21 protein-coding genes, 3 tRNA genes and 1 pseudogene are annotated in these 19724 nt (G+C 66.8%); 7 read left to right on the top strand and 18 right to left on the bottom strand.

Annotation, left to right across the window (positions count from 1 at the left end; translation table 11 throughout):
* Positions 1-91 precede the first annotated feature (91 nt).
* On the bottom strand, positions 92-697 hold the full coding sequence (locus ACYBYQ_RS05415; RefSeq protein WP_459617523.1) for a DUF4142 domain-containing protein: 606 nt from the start codon (positions 695-697) through the stop codon (positions 92-94).
* Positions 698-798: 101 nt separating this feature from the next.
* Here ACYBYQ_RS05415 and ACYBYQ_RS20880 point away from each other — a divergent pair, with 101 nt between their 5' ends.
* Together ACYBYQ_RS20880 and ACYBYQ_RS05410 are read left to right on the top strand one after the other, a co-directional pair.
* Positions 799-1107, top strand: coding sequence for a cytochrome ubiquinol oxidase subunit I (locus ACYBYQ_RS20880; RefSeq protein WP_510677554.1), 309 nt, complete (start codon positions 799-801; stop codon positions 1105-1107).
* The gene (locus tag ACYBYQ_RS05410) at positions 1107-1232 is read left to right on the top strand and encodes a DUF2474 domain-containing protein (RefSeq protein ID WP_459617521.1); all 126 of its coding nucleotides are present in this window, start codon (positions 1107-1109) and stop codon (positions 1230-1232) included. The genes ACYBYQ_RS20880 and ACYBYQ_RS05410 overlap by 1 nt, the downstream gene beginning before the upstream one ends.
* 8 nt (positions 1233-1240) lie before the next feature.
* On the opposite strand, the gene ACYBYQ_RS05405 is transcribed toward ACYBYQ_RS05410, so the two are convergent.
* From ACYBYQ_RS05405 to ACYBYQ_RS05385, 5 genes are all read right to left on the bottom strand, one after another.
* Entirely contained in the window at positions 1241-2821 is a 1581-nt protein-coding gene (locus ACYBYQ_RS05405; RefSeq protein WP_459617519.1) for a PAS domain-containing hybrid sensor histidine kinase/response regulator family protein, read from the bottom strand.
* Between the two features lie 158 nt (positions 2822-2979).
* Positions 2980-3285 carry an MBL fold metallo-hydrolase gene (locus ACYBYQ_RS05400; protein ID WP_459617517.1) on the bottom strand — a complete coding sequence of 102 codons (306 nt, stop codon included), beginning with the start codon at positions 3283-3285 and terminating at the stop codon, positions 2980-2982.
* 110 nt (positions 3286-3395) lie between these two features.
* Entirely contained in the window at positions 3396-4364 is a 969-nt protein-coding gene (locus ACYBYQ_RS05395; protein ID WP_459617515.1) for a Bug family tripartite tricarboxylate transporter substrate binding protein, read from the bottom strand.
* Positions 4365-4413: 49 nt separating this feature from the next.
* Positions 4414-4896, bottom strand: coding sequence for a DUF3237 domain-containing protein (locus tag ACYBYQ_RS05390; protein ID WP_459617513.1), 483 nt, complete (start codon positions 4894-4896; stop codon positions 4414-4416).
* Entirely contained in the window at positions 4893-6161 is a 1269-nt protein-coding gene (locus ACYBYQ_RS05385; RefSeq protein ID WP_459617511.1) for a flavin-dependent oxidoreductase, read from the bottom strand. Before ACYBYQ_RS05385 ends, ACYBYQ_RS05390 begins: the two co-directional genes overlap by 4 nt.
* A gap of 130 nt (positions 6162-6291) precedes the next feature.
* Between ACYBYQ_RS05385 and ACYBYQ_RS05380 the strand changes: the two genes are divergently transcribed.
* Complete coding sequence (locus ACYBYQ_RS05380; protein WP_459617509.1) at positions 6292-6780, top strand: MarR family winged helix-turn-helix transcriptional regulator; 489 nt, start codon at positions 6292-6294, stop codon at positions 6778-6780.
* Positions 6781-6803: 23 nt separating this feature from the next.
* Here the strand turns inward: ACYBYQ_RS05380 and ACYBYQ_RS05375 are convergent, their stop codons facing one another.
* The 6 genes from ACYBYQ_RS05375 to ACYBYQ_RS05350 form a co-directional block, all read right to left on the bottom strand.
* On the bottom strand, positions 6804-7664 hold the full coding sequence (locus tag ACYBYQ_RS05375; protein WP_459617507.1) for an aldo/keto reductase: 861 nt from the start codon (positions 7662-7664) through the stop codon (positions 6804-6806).
* 76 nt (positions 7665-7740) lie between these two features.
* Positions 7741-8115 (bottom strand): PaaI family thioesterase, encoded by a 375-nt coding sequence (locus ACYBYQ_RS05370; protein ID WP_459617505.1) that lies wholly within the window; start codon positions 8113-8115, stop codon positions 7741-7743.
* Between the two features lie 265 nt (positions 8116-8380).
* A tRNA-Leu gene (locus tag ACYBYQ_RS05365) sits at positions 8381-8465 on the bottom strand.
* A gap of 180 nt (positions 8466-8645) precedes the next feature.
* A complete protein-coding gene (secG, locus tag ACYBYQ_RS05360; RefSeq protein WP_459617503.1) occupies positions 8646-9200 on the bottom strand; it encodes a preprotein translocase subunit SecG in 555 nt (184 codons plus the stop codon).
* 23 nt (positions 9201-9223) lie between these two features.
* Positions 9224-9970, bottom strand: coding sequence for a triose-phosphate isomerase (gene tpiA / locus ACYBYQ_RS05355; protein WP_459617501.1), 747 nt, complete (start codon positions 9968-9970; stop codon positions 9224-9226).
* 107 nt (positions 9971-10077) lie between these two features.
* A complete protein-coding gene (locus ACYBYQ_RS05350) occupies positions 10078-11055 on the bottom strand; it encodes an NAD(P)H-quinone oxidoreductase (RefSeq protein WP_459617499.1) in 978 nt (325 codons plus the stop codon).
* Positions 11056-11117: 62 nt separating this feature from the next.
* Here ACYBYQ_RS05350 and ACYBYQ_RS05345 point away from each other — a divergent pair.
* From ACYBYQ_RS05345 to ACYBYQ_RS05330, 4 genes are all read left to right on the top strand, one after another.
* Positions 11118-11207, top strand: a tRNA-Ser gene (locus tag ACYBYQ_RS05345).
* Between the two features lie 41 nt (positions 11208-11248).
* Positions 11249-11728 carry a nuclear transport factor 2 family protein gene (locus ACYBYQ_RS05340; protein WP_459617497.1) on the top strand — a complete coding sequence of 160 codons (480 nt, stop codon included), beginning with the start codon at positions 11249-11251 and terminating at the stop codon, positions 11726-11728.
* Positions 11729-11836: 108 nt separating this feature from the next.
* Positions 11837-11921 (top strand) — tRNA-Leu (locus ACYBYQ_RS05335).
* Positions 11922-12021: 100 nt separating this feature from the next.
* Complete coding sequence (locus ACYBYQ_RS05330) at positions 12022-12513, top strand: hypothetical protein (protein ID WP_459617495.1); 492 nt, start codon at positions 12022-12024, stop codon at positions 12511-12513.
* Positions 12514-12900: 387 nt separating this feature from the next.
* Here the strand turns inward: ACYBYQ_RS05330 and ACYBYQ_RS05325 are convergent.
* From ACYBYQ_RS05325 to ACYBYQ_RS05300, 6 genes and pseudogenes are all read right to left on the bottom strand, one after another.
* Positions 12901-13308 (bottom strand): annotated as a pseudogene (locus ACYBYQ_RS05325) (DedA family protein); the annotation flags it as partial.
* A gap of 135 nt (positions 13309-13443) precedes the next feature.
* On the bottom strand, positions 13444-14412 hold the full coding sequence (locus ACYBYQ_RS05320) for an SDR family oxidoreductase (RefSeq protein ID WP_459617493.1): 969 nt from the start codon (positions 14410-14412) through the stop codon (positions 13444-13446).
* Positions 14413-14584: 172 nt separating this feature from the next.
* Positions 14585-16003 (bottom strand): NTP/NDP exchange transporter, encoded by a 1419-nt coding sequence (locus tag ACYBYQ_RS05315; RefSeq protein ID WP_459617491.1) that lies wholly within the window; start codon positions 16001-16003, stop codon positions 14585-14587.
* A gap of 58 nt (positions 16004-16061) precedes the next feature.
* Positions 16062-17120, bottom strand: a complete 1059-nt coding sequence (locus ACYBYQ_RS05310) for an SDR family oxidoreductase (RefSeq protein ID WP_459617489.1) — start codon at positions 17118-17120, stop codon at positions 16062-16064.
* Positions 17117-18550 (bottom strand): NTP/NDP exchange transporter, encoded by a 1434-nt coding sequence (locus ACYBYQ_RS05305; RefSeq protein ID WP_459617487.1) that lies wholly within the window; start codon positions 18548-18550, stop codon positions 17117-17119. The genes ACYBYQ_RS05310 and ACYBYQ_RS05305 overlap by 4 nt, the downstream gene beginning before the upstream one ends.
* A 51-nt stretch (positions 18551-18601) precedes the next feature.
* On the bottom strand, positions 18602-19696 hold the full coding sequence (locus ACYBYQ_RS05300) for an oxidoreductase (protein WP_459617485.1): 1095 nt from the start codon (positions 19694-19696) through the stop codon (positions 18602-18604).
* Positions 19697-19724 lie beyond the last annotated feature (28 nt).

The following is a 19724-nucleotide window of genomic DNA, read 5'->3' as shown; positions in this document are numbered from 1 at the left end:
TTCGCTGTGCACTTCTGCCGTGGGCGGCCCGGCCTTGGGCAGGGGGAATTTGCGCTGTCCTGTCATGTGCGTGCACTCCTGAACGCGGGCGTCAATCGGCGCCGACCTTTTGCTGCAAAGCCCGCGCCATCTCGAGATGCTCCTCGAGCGCGGGGAGCGTCTTGGCGGCGAAAGCCTTGATGTCGGGATCCTTGGCCTTTTCCGAAGCATTGCGGAAGAGTTCCACGGCATCCTCGTGCGCGGATACGCCGATCTGGCTTGCGTACATCTTGTCGAAGCCGTCATCGGTCAGGCCCAGCGTCTTCAGCTTGGCCTTCTGCATCAGCGAGGGTTCGGCCGGCGGGGTATAACCCTTCTCCTTCGCCAGGGCAGCCAGTTCCTCGGCCACCTTGGTGTGGTCCTGGATCATGCGCTCCGCGAAGCTTTTCACATCGGGCGACTTGGCCTTGGTCTGGGCCAGCTTGCTGCCTTCGACCTCCGTATGGCCGGACTGCGCGGCGTTTTCCAGGAAGTCTTCGTCATCGCCGTCCAGCTGGCTTTCCCCGGCATCCTGCGTCTGCGGGGCGGCGGGCTCGGCAGCCGGCGCCTGCGGAGAGGCGGGATCGGCAGCCGGCGTCTGGGACTGGGCCACTGCGCCCGCCGAGCAGGCCAGCGTACCCGCGGTAAGCAGCGTAAGCGTCAAAACCTTCATTTCCATGGAATCCTCCTTGCGTGCGGTAGCGCACTGTGTTGGCGGCACGCCGATGCAATGACGGCCGGCCGCTGCAGCGGTCGCAAGCCTCGTGCCCGCGGACCGGCATGCCAGGCGCGCAGCCTCGCCCGGCCCCCAGGGACGTAAAAGCTGCACGGCGACGTAAAAAGCCCATGGCCTGCGCACCGCGGCGGCCGGGGCCAGGGCGGCCACCTGAGGCATGGGCCTTGCTGAGCAGAGCGCCTTTGTCCGGCGGACCCATGAACGCACAGCTGCCTGCCCGGATCGAGTTTGGATCCACGAGTCCCTTCCATATTGTCTTTCCTGCCCTGACCATGGGGCCGGCGAGTTGCCTTGCCCTGCGCGAGGCACGATGGCTGCGGATCGGGCGGCCGGTATACCTGGGGCATCACTGATGCGGCAGCGCACGCGATTGCGGCTGCAGCGGGCGGGCTGGCTGGTACTGCTATGGGCGGCGGGCGTAGCCTGCGTGCTGGCGCTGTCCGGCCTCTTCAAGGCCGCGATGTACGGGCTGTTCTGAGCGGCCGCCTACGTGCCGTGGGGATGCTGCCCGCCCGCCAGCACCTGCTTGAGCAGGTCCACCGAGTAAGGTTTCTGCAGCAGTTCGAAGCCATGGCTGCCGTGCTGTGCCAGCACATGACTGTAGCCGCTGGCGATCACGACCCGCAGCGACGGCCAGCGCGCACGGATCTGCTGGGCGAGCTCCATTCCACTCATGCCGGCCATGACCACGTCGGAAATGACCAGGTCTATCCCGTGCTGGTCTTCTTCGAGCACCTGCAGCGCGCTGACGCCGTCGGTGACCCAGATGGCTTCCTGGCCGAGATCCTGCAGGAGATTGCGCACCACTTCCCCGACGGCCGTGTTGTCTTCCACCAGCAAGACCGTGCGCCGCGCGGGCGATTCGGCGCCGGGGCGGGACAAGCCCGGCTCCACCACCTCAAGCTGCGCCGGAAGCGGGACTTCGGGCAGGTAGATGGTGAACGTGGATCCTATGCCGACCTCGCTGCGCACCTCCACGTCGCCACCGGACTGGCCCGTGAACCCGATCACCTGGCTCAGGCCCAGACCCGTGCCCTGGTTGACCGCCTTGGTGGAAAAGAAGGGCTCGAAGATGCGCTCCATCAGTTCGGGTGGAATACCGCTGCCCTCATCACGCACGGACACGGCCACATGGGGCTCTTCGACCGCCGGGCGCTGCCGGATCGCCGGCCGCCTCGGCACGCGGGCCACCGAAATGGTGATGTTGCCCTCCCTGCTCATGGCATCGCGGGCGTTGATCACGATATTGAGCAATGCGGTTTCGAACTGCTGGGGATCGGCATAGACCGCGCAAGGCCCGGGATGGTAGTGGTAGCGGACGTCGGCCGCGCTGCCCACCGTGGTATCCATCAGGGTACGCATGGATTCGACACAGGCCCGCGCATCGAAGTTGCGCGGCTGCAAGGGCTGGCGTCGCGCATACGCCAACAGTTGACGCGTCAGGTGCGCGGCGCGTTCCGTCGTTTCGGCGATGGCATCGATGTAGCGCCGGCGGCGCTCTTCCGGCAGGCCCGGCCGGCGCAGCAGTTCGACCGACCCCTGGATCACGGTAAGAAGGTTGTTGAAATCATGTGCCACCCCGCCCGTGAGGTGGCCGATGGCCTCCATCTTCTGGGCGTGATTCAGTGCATCGCGGGCGCGCTGCACGTCTTCCTGGGCCTGCTTCTTGTCGGTGATGTCGCGCGTGATCTTGGCATAGCCGATGATCTCGCCGGTATCGTCGCGGACCGGATCGATGACCACGCTGCTCCAGAAGCGGGAGCCGTCCTTGCGCACGCGCCAGCCTTCCGCCTCGAAGCGGCCCTCGCGGCGGGCGGTTTCGAGCGCCCGCCGCGGCATGCCTGCATCGCGGTCTTCGGGCGTGTAGAACAGCGAGAAATGCCGGCCGATGATCTCGTCGGCGGTGTAGCCCTTGAAGCGTTGCGCCCCCGCATTCCAGCTGCTGACGTAGCCGTCCGCGTCGAGCAGATAGATGGCGTAGTCCATCACTGCTTCGACCAGCAACTGGTAGCGATAGTCGGCGAGCAGACTGTGTGCGCGTTCCGCGCGCTGTCGGGACGCGGTCATCTGTGGCATCTCCATGGCGGGCCGGCAATACATGTCGGCGATCCGGCAGGCCTCTGCGGATGCAGACATCCGATTACTTTAGCATCGCCCGAGTCACCTACCATGGCCGCCGTGGCGCCGCCGCTGCGTAAATGCTGCAGTCTGGCGTAAAACCTGCCTCACCCGGAGGAAGCCGGCGCGTCGCCCGCCTCCTGCAGCCTCGCCTCGTCGCCGGCATGGGCCAGGTCCGCCTCCGTGACGAGGATGCCGTTGTCCAGCGTGCGGGCCCCCAATTGTTGCGCTACAGCATGAATTGTGCGGAAATTGGCCCGGTAACTGTCGATCAGGCTGGCTTCGTTCATGTCCGCCCCGTAATACTCCACCAACGCCTTGGCGCTGATGGCGGCCTGGCGGGGGCCATCGGGAAAGTGCATGGTAAAGCGCACGCAGGTTCGGTCGGCAACGGCGTCGGGATCGTAGCTCATGAGTCTCCCCTGAATGGTACGGCGCCCTGCGCACCGGCCGGAAACCCCGGCGCGCCGGCCGCAGCGGGCCTCCCGCTGCGGGGCTGCTGCCGCAATCCCCATGCCCGGGATCAATCCGCGCGAAATCCCGTGGCCCGGACCACTTCCTCCCACCGCTTCGCCTCGCTCCCCAGCAGGCCAGCCAGCGCCTGACGCCCGGAGCCCACCACCACGAACCCCGCACCGGCAAGGGCGCGTGCGGCGTCGGGCTGCTGCAACGCCGCCGCGCTCTCGGCCTGGAGCCGGTCGAGCACGGCCGGCGGCGTGCCGGCAGGGGCGAACAGCGCGAACCAGGCACCGAAATCGACGGCAGGCAGCCCGCTTTCACCGAATGTCGGAACGTCCGGCAGGGCTGGCGAACGCTGCGCCCCGGTAATCGCCAAGGCGCGCAATGCGCCCGCCTGCACCTGCGGCACCGCCAGCGCGGTGGTGACGAATGCCGCCTGCACGCTGCCCGACACGAGCGCCGACACGGCGTCTCCGGTGGAACGGTAGTGGATCGGCTCGATACGGATCCCCGCCTCCCGGGCGAACAGTTCCGCGCCGAAATGCCCCGGCGTGCCTGCGCCGAAGGTGGCGAAATTGGGACGGTCGGGGGCGTTCCTGGCCTGTGCAATGAATCCGGCAAGGTCCCGGGAGCCCGCCCCGGCCGGCACGACGAGCACGAAATCGGCCCGTACCACTTCGGAAATCGGTGCGAAATCCCGCGACGGATCGTAGTTGAGGTTGCGATAGGTTGCCGGCGATATGCTGATGGATCCCACTTCCCCCAGCAACAGGGTCTGACCATCCGCGGGGCTGCGCGCTACCGCCTGGGCGGCGATCTGCCCGCCCGCGCCTACCTTGTTCTCCACCACCACGCTTGCTCCCAGGCGGGGGCCCAGGTGCTGTGCCAGCGTGCGCGCCACGATGTCGGGTCCGGTTCCGGGCGGGAAACCCACGTTCAGCCGTACCGCGCCGTTGGGATACTGCCCGGCGGCGGCCAGCAACGGCATGCACAGCAGCAGGCCGCCCAGCAGCCGGCTCAGTCGCGATCTCATGATTGTCTCCTCGTTTTACGTTCTGGTGATGCGGCGCACGGCGCCGGTTTCAGCAAATCCGATAGAAGCGCAGCTCCACGCGGTCCGGGTGGCGTGCGCCGGTGCCCACGAACAGATGCCGGTTCAGCCAGTCCAGCGCGGGCGCGGCTGTCTCGAAGCGCGGATAGGTGCGGAAATAGATGCGCGCCGGATCCACCGCCTCGCCGCGCATCAGGCGCTGGATATCCTCCGGGCTGCCGGTGCGTATGCCGGTGTTCTCCACATACACGCGCTCGCCTTGCGGCGTCTCGATCACGTAACGGGCCTGGATCTCGGTATGGGAAGGCGACCGGATCAGCTGGAAGTCCGCTCCGCCGGGCAATACCGTGCCGCGCAGGCCGGGCCCCTCCACGACGCCCCCGAGAATCGGAATGATCCGCCTGCAGCCCTGCGGCGTCTCGCCCACTTCCTGGGGCGCCCCGACCTCCACCACGACTGCCGCCACGAACTCCAGCGCAGGCGGCATCCCGGCAGGCAGCGCTGCGCCGGTCATGGCGAGCCCCCGCCGGCATGGCGCAACGCCTGCGGATCGAAGCCCGCGAGCTGCTTGTAGCGCAGCGACACGGCTTCGAGCTCCTGGCGCGGGATCACGTCGTGGATATCGACAAAACCTTCCGGCGCGCGCTCCTCGGCCATCTGCATCACCTGTTCCGGGCCATTGAGCCGGTTGCGCAGCACGATGCCGGCGGTGCGGGGCAGGCGCTCGGCCTCATACTCGAGCAGCGCGGTCTCGACGGCCCGCGGCCCCCGCGATCGCACGGCCTGCTGCAGGCAGTCGGCCAGGCAGCGCGCATCCAGGATCGCCTGGGCCGAGCCGTTGGACCCGATGGGATACATCGGATGGGCGGCATCCCCGAGCAGCGTCATGCGGCCACGCGTCCAGCGCGGCAGCGGATCTCGGTCCACCAGCGGGAACTCGTAGATGGCCTGGGCGCCGTCGATGATGGCCGGGACATCGATCCAGTCCCAGCGCCAGCCGGCGAAGCGATGGGCAAACACCGACTTGTCGACGCGCCGGTTCCAGTCGGTGGCGGGCAGGTGAGCCCCGGGCACTGCCAGCTCGGCGATCCAGTTGATCAGTGAACGCCCCTGGCGCCGCACGCTCTCCGAAATCGGATAGCACACGAACTTCTGGTCCTGGTGCCCGGCCATGAACATGGTGCTGCCGTCGAGATACGGAGGCGCCTCGGTCACCGCCCGCCACAGCATGCGACCCGAGAAGCGCGGCTCGTCTCCGGCGGGATGCCATTGCCGGCGCAATGCCGAGTGGATGCCGTCGGCCCCTACCAGCACGTCGGAGCGGACCGTATGGAGGGTGCCGTCTGCGCGACTGCGCAGATGCGCCACTGCCTCGCCGCCCGGCGGCCCGGCTTCCTCCAGCGCCATGCCGGTGACCAGCGCATCGTCTCCCAGGCGCTCGCGCACCATGCGCGCGAGCAGCATCTGGAATTCGCCCCGGTGCACGGAGAATTGCGGCACCGGATAGCCGGCCGCCAAACCGCGCGGTTCCTGCCATATGGGCTGGCCGAACTTGTTGTAGTAGTGCAGCGCCGACGTGGCCACTCCCATCGCGGCAAGCGGCTCCAGCAACCCGATCTGGTCGAGCTCGTTGACGGCGTGCGGCAGCAGATTGATGCCCACACCCAGCGGCCGAAGCGCCTGGGCGCTTTCGTAGACGCGGCAGGCAATGCCGCGCTGATGCAGCATGAGCGCCAGCGCCAGCCCGCCGATGCCCGCACCGGCAATCGTCACGTGCATGACTCCTCCTTTTCTTTTGTTATGCAACATAACAAAATAGCTGCGGCGCCTGCACAGGGGTTTACCCGGAACCAGTAGCGTCCCTGTTTGTACTGCGTTAGTGTTGGCTTCCCGAGTCTCCTGCCCTGCCATGCCCCACACCCCTCTGAGGCCCCGCCGGCCCGCCGCGCGTGGCGAACGCTTCGATCCCCATGTCTCCGGCATCGACTACGGAGCGCTGGACGAACTGGTCGGCTATGCCATCCGCCGGGCCCAGATCCGCATCTACGAGGATTTCCTCGAAGCGCTGGCAAGCTGGGACATCACGCCACAGCGCTACTCAGCCCTGACCTTGATCGCCGCCAATCCCGGATTGAAGCTCACGGATCTTGCCCGCATCCTGGGCATCGCCCGCTCGGGCGCCGTGCAGCTCGTGGACCAGTTGCAGGAAATGGGATACGTGCAGCGTCGGGACGCGGAGCACGACCGGCGCGCCTATGCCCTGGCCGCCACCGCAAGCGGCCGGCGGGCGCTGGCCGCCATCACCCGGGCAGTACGCGAGCACGACCGGCGCATCAGCGCGGGCCTGACGCAGGAAGAAAGGGAAAGGCTGATCGCGCTGCTGGGAAAACTGGGCTAGGGCCGTACACGCTGCAGCCCGGCTCACACGACATCCAGCGGCAGCTTGCGCCGGGGCGGCGGAAAGGCGGCGTCCAGCGCGGCAAGGTCTTCCGCCTGGAGCACGATGGCCCCGGCAGCCGCGTTGTCGCGCACGTGCGCCGGGGACACCGCCTTGGGAATCGCGATCACGTTTGTCCCGCGCAGCGTCCATGCCAGGGCCACCTGGGCCGGCGTGGCGCCATGGCGTCCGGCCACCTGCTGGAGCACGGGGTGCGACAGCAGCCTGCCGTCCAGCTGGCCTCCCTGGGCCAGGGGGCAATAGGCCATTGCCGGCATGCCCAGCTCGCGCATGCGCGGCAACAGGCTGTACTCGATGCCGCGCGACGCCAGGTGATAGAGCACCTGGTTGACGGCACAGGCCTCGCCGCCATCGAGCGCCACCAGATCGTCGAGCAGATCGGTGTCGAAGTTGGATACGCCCCACCGCAGGATCTTGCCGTCGCGCTGCAGGCGCGTCATGGCCTCGATGGTCTCGGCCAGCGGCACGCTGCCGGGCCAGTGCAGCAAGTAAAGATCGAGCCGGTCCGTCGCCAGCCGGCGCAGGCTGGCCTCGCAGGCGGCAACGGCACTGCTGCGCCCGGCGCGATAGGGATAGACCTTGGAAACCAGGAACACCTCGTCCCTGCGGCCCGCCACGGCACGCCCCACGATGGACTCCGCGCCTCCGTCGGCATACATCTCTGCCGTATCGATCAGGCTCATGCCCAGATCCAGGCCGAGTTGCAACGCCCGTATCTCGGCTTCGGCCATGTCGGGCCGTTCTCCCATGAACCAGGTGCCCTGCCCCAGGGCAGGCACGGCGGTTCCGTCCGGCAGGTATACGGTAGGCAGCGATGGGCTCATGGACGGGCCTCCTGTTGGTTGATCGAGTGACCGTGCTGGCCGCGGCAGCACGGGCCGGCGTGACCGCACGTCAACCCTAGCCGTCGGAAGCCGGAACCTGCGCAGCGCGCACGGCGAACACGGCATTGGCCTTGAGCACCGTGCGCTCCCCCACCTGCAACAGACAGGTGGCGTAGATCAGGCGGCGCCCCTGCTTGTCTATCTGCACCCGCGCCTCGAGCCAGTCGCCGGGCCTGACCGGATCCAGGTATTCCACGGACATCTGCACGGTGACGATGGAGGCATTGGCCAGCTTCGCGATGCGAAATCCCAGCGCGGTATCGGCCAGCGTGGCGAGCAACCCGCCATGCGCGATCCGGTGCATGTTGGTATGCGCCTCATCCACCCGCAGCGCCAGCCCGTCGTCGGCCTCGCGCCGATAGAACCGGCCAAGGCTGGCAAGGTTCGACATGAAGGGGCTGCTGGGCTGCCAAGGAACGAAACCGGCGGGCGCGACGGGATCCGGCGAGGCAGGGCTGGCGTTGGCAGGGGAGGAATGGGTGGGAGTGGAGTCAGTCATGGTGCCGAAGAGAAGGACTGACGCCTAGCATACCGCGTCGCCAGTCCGGCAGGCCCCAGCCCCAGACGCAAAAAAGCCCGTGTCTCGGCAAGATCACGGGCCACTTGGCATTCCAGGCTGGGCCCGGAGTTCATTCCAGGCCGGGCCCGGAGTTGTATGGTGCCGTCGGCGAGACTCGAACTCGCACAGCTTTCGCCACTACCCCCTCAAGATAGCGTGTCTACCAATTCCACCACGACGGCTAGATTCCTGCTGCGTTTCCGCAGCCGCTTTCCAAGACTATCAGATAGCTGGAAAGCTGAGCATTCTAGCATGTATTTTTTCCGGATCCAAACCGGAAAGGCGGCGGATGGCAGCGCCGCACGGTGCATGAAAAACAAAAAGGCGAAGCAACGGCTTCGCCTTCTGGAACCACACCGGATTTACTGGGCCGGCTTGGCGCCTGCGTCGTCTGCGGGGGCAGGCGTGGCAGCGGGGGCCGCCGGCTGCGCCGGCTCTGCAGGCTTGGGTTCGTCGGCGGGCGCTGCCGGGGCGGCAGGCTTGGGTTCTTCCGCGGGCGTTGCCGGCGCGGCAGGAGTCGGTGCGGCAGGAGCCGCAGGCGCCTGGGGCACCGAGGCATCCGGAGCGGCCGGCACCGAAGGCACCGCATTTCCGGACGGCGCGCTGCTGCCGGGAAGCTGCGGCACGGAGCGATCCTGGTAATCCTGCATGACGCCGGAATCCACGCCACCGCCACCGGTGCTGCGGTGGGTCAGGTAGGCCAGGCCCGCCGTGGCGACGAAGAACACGACGGCCGCCCACTTGGTGGAACGGGACAGGAAATTGGCGGCGCCGGAAGCGCCGAACAGGCTGCCGGCCGACCCCGTGCCGAAGGCGGAACCCATGTCGGCGCCTTTGCCTTGCTGCAGCAGGACCAGCACGATGATCGCCAGGGCCGAAAGAACCTGGACGATCAACAGGACAGTGATGAATGACATTGAAGGAAACTCCGGATCGGAAACTAGACTGCGGCGATGCGCAGGAATTCTTCGGCCACCAACGACGCGCCGCCCACGAGGGCGCCATCGATGTCGGGCATGGCAAACAGGCTGGCCGCATTGGCGGCCTTGACGCTGCCGCCGTAGAGCACGCGCACCTGTCCGGCGCCCAGCTCCTGCAGGGCCGCGCGGATGGCGCCGTGCACTTCCTGGGCCTGCTCGGGCGTGGCGGTGCGGCCGGTGCCGATGGCCCACACGGGCTCGTAGGCCAGCACCATGCCAGCCACGGCTTGGGCACCCAGCGCCAGCACCGGCGCCAGCTGGCGGCGGATCACGGCCAGGGTTTCCCCGGCTTCGCGTTCGGCCAGGGATTCGCCCACGCAGACCACCGGCACAAGCCCGGCCTCGAGGGCGGCGGCAGCCTTGTCGGCCACGACCTGGTCGGACTCCCCGTGCAGCGAGCGGCGCTCGGAGTGCCCGGCCAGGGCCCACCGGCAGCCGAATTCGCGCAGCATGCCGGCCGAGACCTCGCCGGTGTAGGCGCCCTTCTCGTGTGCGCTGACGTCCTGCGCACCCCAGGAAATTCGGCTGCCGGCCAGCGCCTGCTCGGCCTGCGCGAGGTAGGGAAACGGCACGCAGACGCCGAACTCGCAGTGCGCGGCCGCGTCGGCCTTGCGCAGTGCGTCGAGCAGCGCGGCATTCTCAGCCAGGCTGCCGTGCATCTTCCAGTTGCCCAGCACGAGGCGGGCGCGGGTTTCTACAGTGGTCATGGCGCGGGTCGGATCGGTTCGAGGATGCCGGGCGCAAAGCCCGGTCAAACCCAAGATTGTATCCTGTTGGCGGGCGTTGCGCCCGCCCCGCGCGCCCAGGGGTGCCGTTATACGGTCAGGATGATCTTGCCGATGTTCTCGCCCGCCTCCATCATGGCGTGCGCGGCGGATGCCTGTTCCAGCGGAAAGGTGGCATGCACCACCGGCTTGATGGCGCCCTGTTCCAGCAGCGGCCACACCTGCGCCTTCAGGGCCCGCGCGATGGCCCCCTTGAACGCCACGGGTCGCGGGCGCAGCGTGGACCCCGTGATGGTGAGGCGACGGCGCATGATGTGGTTGCAGTCGGCAGTTCCCTTGGGCCCGCCCAGCAGCGCAATGATCACGATGCGGCCGTCGTCGGCCAGGCACTTGATGTCGCGCTCGATATAGTCGCCGGCCACCATGTCCAGGATCACGTCGACGCCGGTTCCGCCGGTTGCCTCGAGCACTTCCTTCACGAAGTCCTGCGTCTTGTAGTTGATGCCCTTGGTGGCGCCCAGCGCCTCGACGGCCCGCACCCGCTCGTCGCTTCCCACCGTGGCGTACACCCGGTGGCCCATGGCGCGGGCGATCTGGATGGCCGTGGTGCCGATGCCGCTGGCACCGCCGTGCACCAGGAGCGCCTCGCCGTCGGCCAGCCGGCCCCGGTCGAACACATTGCTCCAGACGGTGAAGTAGGTTTCGGGCAGGCCCGCGGCCTCGATGTCGGTGAGCCCTTTGGGGATGGGCATGCATTGTTCGGCCGGCGCCACGGCGTATTCGGCGTAGCCGCCTCCGGCCATCAGCGCGCAGACCTTGTCGCCCACGGCCAGGCCGCCCGCCGCGGCATCGCCGCCCACGATTTCGCCTGCCACCTCGAGGCCCGGCAGGTCCGAGGCGCCAGGCGGCGCGGGATAGTTGCCCTTGCGCTGGAACACATCCGGACGGTTGACGCCGGCTGCAGCGACCTTGATGAGCACCTCGCCCGGACCGGGTTCGGGCATGGGGCGCTCCACCGGCACCAGCACCTCCGGACCGCCCGGCTTGGATATCTCGATTGCGCGCATCACTCGTCTCCGATAGGGTCTAAAGTGGATTATTATGCTGCCCTTCGAGGGAATCCCGAAACGGAAGCGTGGCCGAGCGGTTGAAGGCACCGGTCTTGAAAACCGGCAAGGGTTTGCGCCCTTCGTGGGTTCGAATCCCACCGCTTCCGCCACCAGGCTATCGCCTTCCCCCAGCCCGCCCAGGATCTTCGCCATGTCTGCCGACGCCGATGTCCGCCCGCCCCTGCCGCCCTACAGCCGCGAAACCGCCATCCAGAAGGTGCGCCAGGCCGAGGATGCCTGGAACAGCCGCGACCCCGACAGGGTATCGCTGGCCTACACCCCCGACACGCAATGGCGCAACCGCGCCGAATTCATCCACGGCAGGGACGAGGTGCGTGCCTTCCTGGCCCGCAAATGGGCCCGGGAGCTGGACTATCGACTGATCAAGGAAATCTGGGCCCACGACGGCAACCGCATCGCCGTGCGCTTCGCCTACGAATGGCACGACGACGCGGGCAACTGGTTCCGCTCGTACGGCAACGAGAACTGGGAATTCGCAGCCGACGGGCGCATGGCGCGGCGCCATGCCAGCATCAACGACCTGCCCATCCGCGAAGCCGACCGCAAGTTCCGTTGGCCCCTCGGACGCCGGCCCGACGATCATCCCGGGCTGTCGGATCTGGGCCTGTAGCGCGCGATCCGGACGGCGCCGAAGGCGATGGTATAGTTGCCGGCTTCCGGCACATGCCGCCGGCGGTGCCGGCATGGGCCGTTCGCCCCGCACGCTGGATTGCGTCAGGCCCGAGTGGTGGAATTGGTAGACACAAGGGACTTAAAATCCCTCGCCGCAAGGCGTACCGGTTCGATTCCGGTCTCGGGCACCATCACGGCGTCATCGGGCGAAAGCTGCACACATCGCCGGGCGTCAGCAGCGGGCGTGCCGTCTCCTGCCGCCATTGGAAAGGCAGCCTGACGAAAGGTCTGGTGCGCCGGTTCGCGCGTTGCGTAGAGAAGCGTTTCGGGAATATTCCGGCGGAGCCGATAGACTGCCGCGGGGGGAAGGTTGGCGAGCGTTCCGCCTATCCGTTCCGCCTGCAGTCCGAGACGATCCAGCAATCTGCGCGGAACCGGGCAACTTGGACCATAGGTGAACTGGTAGAGGGCACCGTCCGCTCGCATCTTGCGGAACGCACCGCTCAGGATCGCGAACACCTTGCGCGGCGGCATCGACAGGAGCGGCAGTCCGCTGACGACAGCGCCAGCCAACCTTCCGTCAAAGAGATCGACCGTCCGCAATCGGGCGGCGTCCATGCAGAGCGTTCGCGCTTGCGGATAGTGGCACTGGAGCACGGCGGCAAACTCGGGCCCGAACTCGATCAGCGCGAGGTCCTCCTGAATGGCGCCGCGGGCGATAAGGGCGCGCGTAAACGCGCCGGTGCCCGGCCCCAGCTCGATGACCGGCCCGGTGTCGCATGAGATTTCGGAGGTGATGAGCTTGGCCAGCGCGCGTCCTGACGGCACGATGGCGGCAACGCGTAGAGGGTCCTCGATCCACGCATGGAAGAAGCCAAGCGCCTCAGGCATACGCTGGCGCGTCATGGGAATCGATTCCGAACACAGTCTGCGCGGGAAGGTCGACGCTGCCGGTTGAGTACCGCCGCGAGGCGCCACCAGACTCGCCTTCCCCCGGCGTGCGCGAAACCGTCGTACGACCCAGAGCAAGGCTGCTTCCACAGCAACTAGGCTGCTGAGAGCTGCCAGGGATAGGATCGTCGTGTTCGCCGCCTCGATCGAGCGCGAAGCCTGGTATCCGATGCCGATGAACAGGCCATTCCAAATCGCAATGCCGGTGGCCGAAGCGGCCAGGAAGCTTCGCGATCTTCCGCGAAGCAGGCCCGCAAAAGCCGGGGCGAAGAGCCTGGCGGTCGGTACGAGCTGGAGCGAGAAAGCCAACACAGTCTGATTTCGACGGAAGGAGGCGATCCAGCGCCCGATGCGATCGGCGGACATGCCGAAGATTTGGCCTGTCCTGTTGAGGAAACGCAGGGAGCGCGCGTCGTCCAGTCGCCTGACTGCGTAAAAGCAGGCGGCGCAGCCGAAAACACTGCCGGCGGTAGTCGCGAGGAATGCGACCGGCAGCGACCACGAGCCGTCCGCCGCAGCGATGCCGACTGCCAGGAGCAGCCCGTATGAAGGCACCAAGGGCACGAAGCGCTCCGTCAGGGCCACGGCGAAGAGGCCTATGAGGCCGTAAGCGCTGATCCACGCCATGACTGTACCCACCGGGTCTAGATCCATGAGCTTTCCGCATAAGTCGTAAGGTAAACAATTGACCTCATGGTTCGTGAAGAGTCGTCGCGATGCGCCGGCTTCAATGAAGTCATCGGGTGAAAACAGGTCAGAGGATCAACGGGGATTCATTTTCCGGATGGCGGCGACGTTGGAGTCCCGTGCCCTATCCACGGGAAAGCGCACGCCAGTCAGCCGTTCCGATTCGATCCACAACCTTGCGGCGGTGCCCGCATCCAGTGCCTGCGGAGGAATCCTGGCGACGGTGGGGTAGCCGCGGGCTTCGCTGAACTTGTCTGGACCGTAGTAGGCACCGCCTTGCGCCTGCGGCGAGGTCGCGGCGTAGAGCGTCGGCAATGCCCCCTGTGCAGCCGGCTGGAACAGGAACCACAGGTAGCGGCGAGCCATGCCCTGAATGCTCCACGCGCCGGCACCGTTGGGCAACAGATCGGTACGCGAAATGCCTGGATGAGCAGCGATGCTCTGGATGCCCCAGCCAGCCGCATCGCTGCGGCGCTGCAGTTCGAGGGCGAACAGCAGGCAGGCCAGTTTCGATTGGCTATAGGCGACCATCGGTTTGTAGCTGTGCTCGGACTGCAAATTGTCGAACTCGATGGCGCCGTCTCGAGCAGCCAAGCTCGAGAGGGAGATGACGCGCGGCTGATTGCCCTTGCGCAGCAGCGGCAGCAGCTGGGTGGTCAATGCGAAGTGGCCCAGGTAGTTGGTACCGAGCTGCAACTCGAATCCGCTGGCAGTCACCCGGCGTTCCGGTGGCATCATCACACCCGCATTGTTGATCAGCAGATCCAGGCTACCGATGGAGGAGCGCAGCCGTTCGCCGAATGCCTGGATGGAATCGAGGCTGGCGAGGTCCAACGCCGCGAATCTGACCGCCGCGCCAGGAGCACTTTGGCGAATTCGATCGACAGCGGCCGCTCCTTTCAATGGACTTCGGCCTGCAAGGATGACGTGCGCACCGGCACGGGCCAGCGCCAATGCGTCTTCGAACCCAAGTCCGCCTGTTCCGGTGACGACCGCGGTACGGCCGTTTTGAGCAGGAATGTCGGAAGCTGTCCAGTTAGCCATGATGGTTGCCCTGCGGATAAGTTTAATTTGCACTAAGTATATTTCATATTGCACTTAGTGCTAATACTAATGCACTAAATGCAGTTTTTCAATGACAGCTTTGAACAGGTACAACTTTTCTTCCGGGCACGAATTCCGCAGCCCAATACGGCTGGTTCGAGCGCGCACCGGGTCATGGGATCGGCCTATGCGCCGGAGCGCCAAGCAGGGTGCCAGGCGCCTGAAGCGTTCCGGGATACTGGCGAGCCTGGCCCGCAGCCGCGGCGCTCGACGGCAGCCGTGCCGAGCGTCGGGCCTGCGCGCGCCCCAACCACAGGGCGAGCACCACCCAAACCACTGCCAGAGGCAGCACCATGCCGGTCAGGCCGCCCATTGCCAGTCCGAGCCGACCCAGTGCTCCCTCGGCCTGCGCACCGATCACGTCGCCGACGCGATAGACGAAGGTGTCGATGAAGGCCTTGGCCTTGTACTTGGCCTCACGGTCGACCACGGTAGAAAGCGCCTCGCGCGCCGGCTGGCTGATGCCGCGCTGCACCGCGCGAGTACCGACCTCCAGCAGCACCAGCCCCAGGAAGGAACCGTAGATCGCCAGCCCGAGGAAGCCGAAGGCGGTGGTCACGGGCAGCATCGCCAGCGTGATGCCCAGGCCGAAGCGTCGGATGATCCGCCCGACCAGGGTGAGCTGCAGCGCCAGCACCGCGACATACGTCCACATGTCGATCTTGCCCAGGATTGCAGCTCGCGTGTCGAGGTTGTCGGCGATCGCTGCAACCATCTGCAGACGGGTGAAGTAGGCGAAAGTCACCATCACTGCCGTCAGCATCACATAGCCGGCGACGCCGCCCAGGTAGCGAGACCGGAACACCGCGCGGATGCCGGACCAGGCGCTGCCGCCGATGCGCCCCATCTCGTCTGTACGCGACGCCGGTGCGATGCCGGTGCCGACCGCACGGTCGGGCGCCATCCACAGCAGCAGCCAGGCGGCGAGCATGCCCAGGAGCAGAAAGCCGCCGGCCACCAGCAGCAGGCTGGAAGTGCCCAGCGATTGGGCCAGTTGCGACGTGAGCCAGGGTCCGAAAATCGCGCCGAGGGTGCCGCCCACCGAGATCAACGAGAAGAAGCGCTTGCCCTGGTCGCTGGTGAAGCGGTCGGCCAGCAGTGCCCAGAACACCATCGTTGCAAATAAGTTGAAAACGTTGAACCAGACGTAGAACACCTGGCTGGTGGCCTGCCTCACCGCGCCCGGCGCGAAGGTCAGCAGGCCCCAGAAGCCGACCAGGCTCAGCACGAGGAAGCCGTAGGTCGCGCCAATGAACTGCACTCGTTTCAGGCGGCTGACCATCCAGCCGAAGATCGGGTTCATCGCCAACGTCACCACCGCGGTCGCGACGATCAGCGAACGCACGTTCTCGATCCCGCGCTCCAGTCCCAAGGCGTCGCGCGCCGGCCGCAGCAGCATCAGCGCAGTCAGTATGAAGAAAATGGACAACGCTGCGATCAGCACCGGCCCGATCTCTTCGCGGCGCAGGTTGAACAGGATCTCCCACATGCGTGGGCGGCGCGATGCTGTAGGCATTTCGGATCGACTCATGGAGCTTCCCGGGTGCGGCGGGACCCAGTAAACGGATGATGGATCGGCTCGTTGGCGATCAACGGTTGCCCGCGGGGAACCGCGTGCCGGTGATCTCTTCGGTGATCGCCCACAGGCGGGCAGCGGCCGCGGCATCGGTGGCCGGCGGGGGAACGGTCGCGAGGCCAAGCGGTCCCCCCATCTCGTTCGGGCCAGTCGGTCCGTAGTAGGCCCCGCCTCGCGCTTCGGGTGCGGTGGCGGCATACAAGGTAGGCACGGCGCCCTGGGCCGCGGTCTGGAGGTGCTCGCGCATGGCGGACCACTGACGCCCCTGTGCGCTGTCCAGGCCGGGGCCGCGCGCAACCAGTTCGGTTACCGCGACGCCGGGATGTGCAGCCAGGCTCCGGATGCTCCAGCCTGCGGCATCGCTGCGCCGTTGCAGTTCGAACGCGAACATCAGGCCCGCCAGTTTCGACTGGGCATAAGTGGCCATCGGCGCGTAAGCCTGCGCGGACTGCAGGTCGTCGAAGTTGATGCGTCCTCGATGGACGGCGATGCTGGACAGGGTGACGACGCGAGGAGAATCGCTCTTGCGCAACAGCGGCAACAGCTCGGCGGTCAGGACGAAGTGGCCGAGATAGTTCGTGGCGAACTGCATCTCGAAGCCATCGGCGGACGTACCGCGCTCCGGCGGAGCCATGATTGCCGCGTTGTTGATCAGGCCATCGAGCCTGGGCAACGTGCTGCCGAGACGTTGGCCGAGCGCGCGAACCGAGGATAGATCGGCAAGATCGACGCGTTCGAACTGCACCTTGGCGTCAGGTACTTCCTGCTTTATCCGATCGATCGCTTCCTGGCCCCGCTGGGGGTTGCGGGCGGCGATCACCACCCCGGCGCCCGCAGCAGCCAGTGCCTTGGCGTCCTCGAACCCCATGCCGCTGGTCCCGCCGGTGACCAGGAAGATGCGCCCCGTCTGGGCAGGCATATCGGCCACGCTCCAATCGGGTTTGGGCGCGCTCTGCGCCAGAGCGTTTCCCACGGTGAATGCGCAGCTCAACAGCACGCCGCAGGCGGCTAGACGGCTTCGCCATCCGGCACGCGTCACACCCGTGCTCTTCATTTGCAGTACGTCGATCATGTTTCCGTCCTCACGGTTGGTTGGAGATGTGCATCATGGGAGGCCGCGCGCGGCCTATTCGGTTTGCCAAGGCTGTCGTGTGCGCTGTCGGAGGCAGCTGGCGTGGCGCCCGCCGATGGCGGCGCCATGCGTTGGGCCTGCGTGCGTCCCAGCCAGATGCCCAGTGCGGCCCAGACCAGCGCCAGCGGGACGACCACGCTGACCAGTCCACCCATCGCCAGCCCGAGCCGCCCGAGCGCACCTTCGGTCTGGGCACCGATGACATCGCCAGTGCGATACATGAAGGTGTCGACGAAGGCCTTGGCCTTGTACTTCTCCTCGCGGGTGACCACGGTGAACAGCGCTTCACGGGACGGCCGGGTGATGCCGCGTTGTACGGCGCGGTTGGCGGCGTCAAGCAGGATCAGCACCACGAACGAGCCGTAGATCGCGAGCCCGATGAAGCCGAGCGCAGTCGCGACCGGCAGGATCGCCAGCGCCACGCCGAGGCCGAAACGCTGGATGAGCTTCCCGGTCAGGGTGAGTTGCAGGACCAGCACCGCGACCTGCGTCCACATGTCGATACTGCCAAAGATCGCCGCGCGCGCATCCAGGCTGGCCGACACCGCTGCAACCATCTGCAGGCGAGTGAAGTAGATGAACGTCGCGAGCACGGTCATCAGCAGGATGTAGCCTGCGATGCCGGCCAGATAGCGCGAGCGGAAAACCGCGCGCAAACCCGCCCAGGCACTCCCGCCGATGGGCTCGGTCTCACTTGCGGATCCGGCCGCGGCGTCCGGCGCCTCAGGGCCGGGCCGGTCCGGCGCCACGCACACGAGCAGCCAGGCAGCGGCCAACGCAATCAGCAGGAACCCGCCCGCGACCAGGAGCAGGTTGGGTGTGCCCAGCGGTCCGGCCAACTGCGACGTAAGCCAGGGTCCGAAGATCGCACCTAGGGTGCCGCCCACCGAGATCAAGGCGAAGAAGCGCTTTCCCTGTTCGCTGGTGAAGCGATCTGCCAGCAGCGCCCAGAACACCATGGTCACGAACAGGTTGAACACGCTGAACCAGACGTAGAACACCTGGCCGCTACGCGCGCCGATGGCCTCTGGGGCGAACATCAACAATGCCCAGAAGCCGGCAAGGCTGGCGACGAAAAATCCGTACGTTGCACCGATGAACTGCAGCCTCTGCAGGCGACTGACCAGCCAACCGAACAACGGGTTCACGGCCAGCGTCACCACCGCGGTGCCGATGAACAGCCAACGGATGCTCTCGATGCCGCGCTCCATGCCCAGCGCGTCACGTGCAGGCCGCAACAGCATCAGCGCAGTCAGCACGCAGAAGAAGAACAGCGCCGCGATCAACACCGGCCCGACCTCTTCGCGGCGCAGGTTGAACAGAGTCTGCAGCAGGCGGGAACGACGCGGTATCGGTCTCGTGGCTCTCATGGGGAAGGGATCCTGGCTTGGGGGATGTCGCAAGAGGGCGGAGAGTGATACTCAATCGGTGACGCCAGCCGGATAGCGTGTGCCGCTGAGTTCTTCGCTGATGGCCCACAGGCGGGCGGCTGCCTCGGTATCCATTGCGGCGCCGGGCACGCGCGCGAAACCGAGCGGTCCCCGCAGTTCCATCACGCCGGTTGGCCCGTAGTAGCTTCCGCCGCGCGCGTCGGGCGCGGTCGCGGCATACAACGTCGGCAGCGCGCCGCGCGCGGCCGGCTGCAGGATGAATCTCCCCAGGTTGCGGCGGACAAAACCGTTGTTGACCTGCAGGTTGGTGCGGGAAACCCCCGGGTGGGACGCGATGCTCTGGATGCCCCAGCCGGCGGCATCGCTGCGGCGCTGCAGTTCGAGGGCAAACATCAGGCAGGCCAGCTTCGACTGCTGATAGGCGTCGCCAGGATCGTAGTCCCGTTCGAACTGGAGATCGTCGAAGTGAATCGCCGCGCCCAGGCGCGCGGCGATGCTGGACAGGGTGACGACACGCGGCGAATCCGACTCCTGCAACAACGGGAGCAATTCTTTGGTCAGGACGAAGTGACCCAGGTAGTTGACGGCGAATTGCATCTCGACACCGTCCTTCGACGTGCCTCGCTCCGGCGGTTCCATGATCCCCGCATTGTTGATCAGCCCGTCGAGGCGGGGCAGCGTCGCGTCGAGGCGTTGGGCCAACGCGCGGACCGAAGCGAGATCGGCGAGGTCGAACCTCTCGTACTGCACTTGTGCGTCTGGCGTTTCCTGCCGGATGCTGGCGAGCACTTCTTCGCCCCGCTCCGGACTGCTGCGCGACGCGATCACGACGTGCGCGCCTGCGGCCGCCAGGGCCTTCGCGCTCTCATATCCGATGCCGCTCGTTCCGCCCGTGACCACAAAGATGCGCCCGTCCTGGGGGGGAATGTCGTCCAGGCTCCAATCCGGCTTGGGCTGGCCCTGCCCTATCGCACCGCCCACGGCGCATGCGGAGAAGAACAGCGCACCAAAGGTGGCGACGCAGGCTCGCCAGCGGTAGGACATAGGGCGCGTGATGGACTCCGAGGTGGCAACGCCATTGCGGCCGGGCCGGGAGGGGACATCGGAGACTGTCTCGTTGGTCATGATCTGTGCCTCGCGGAGAGAAGGAAAG

Source organism: Bordetella sp. 2513F2 (assembly GCF_054642735.1).
This window is presented reverse-complemented; position numbering and strand designations above follow the sequence as displayed.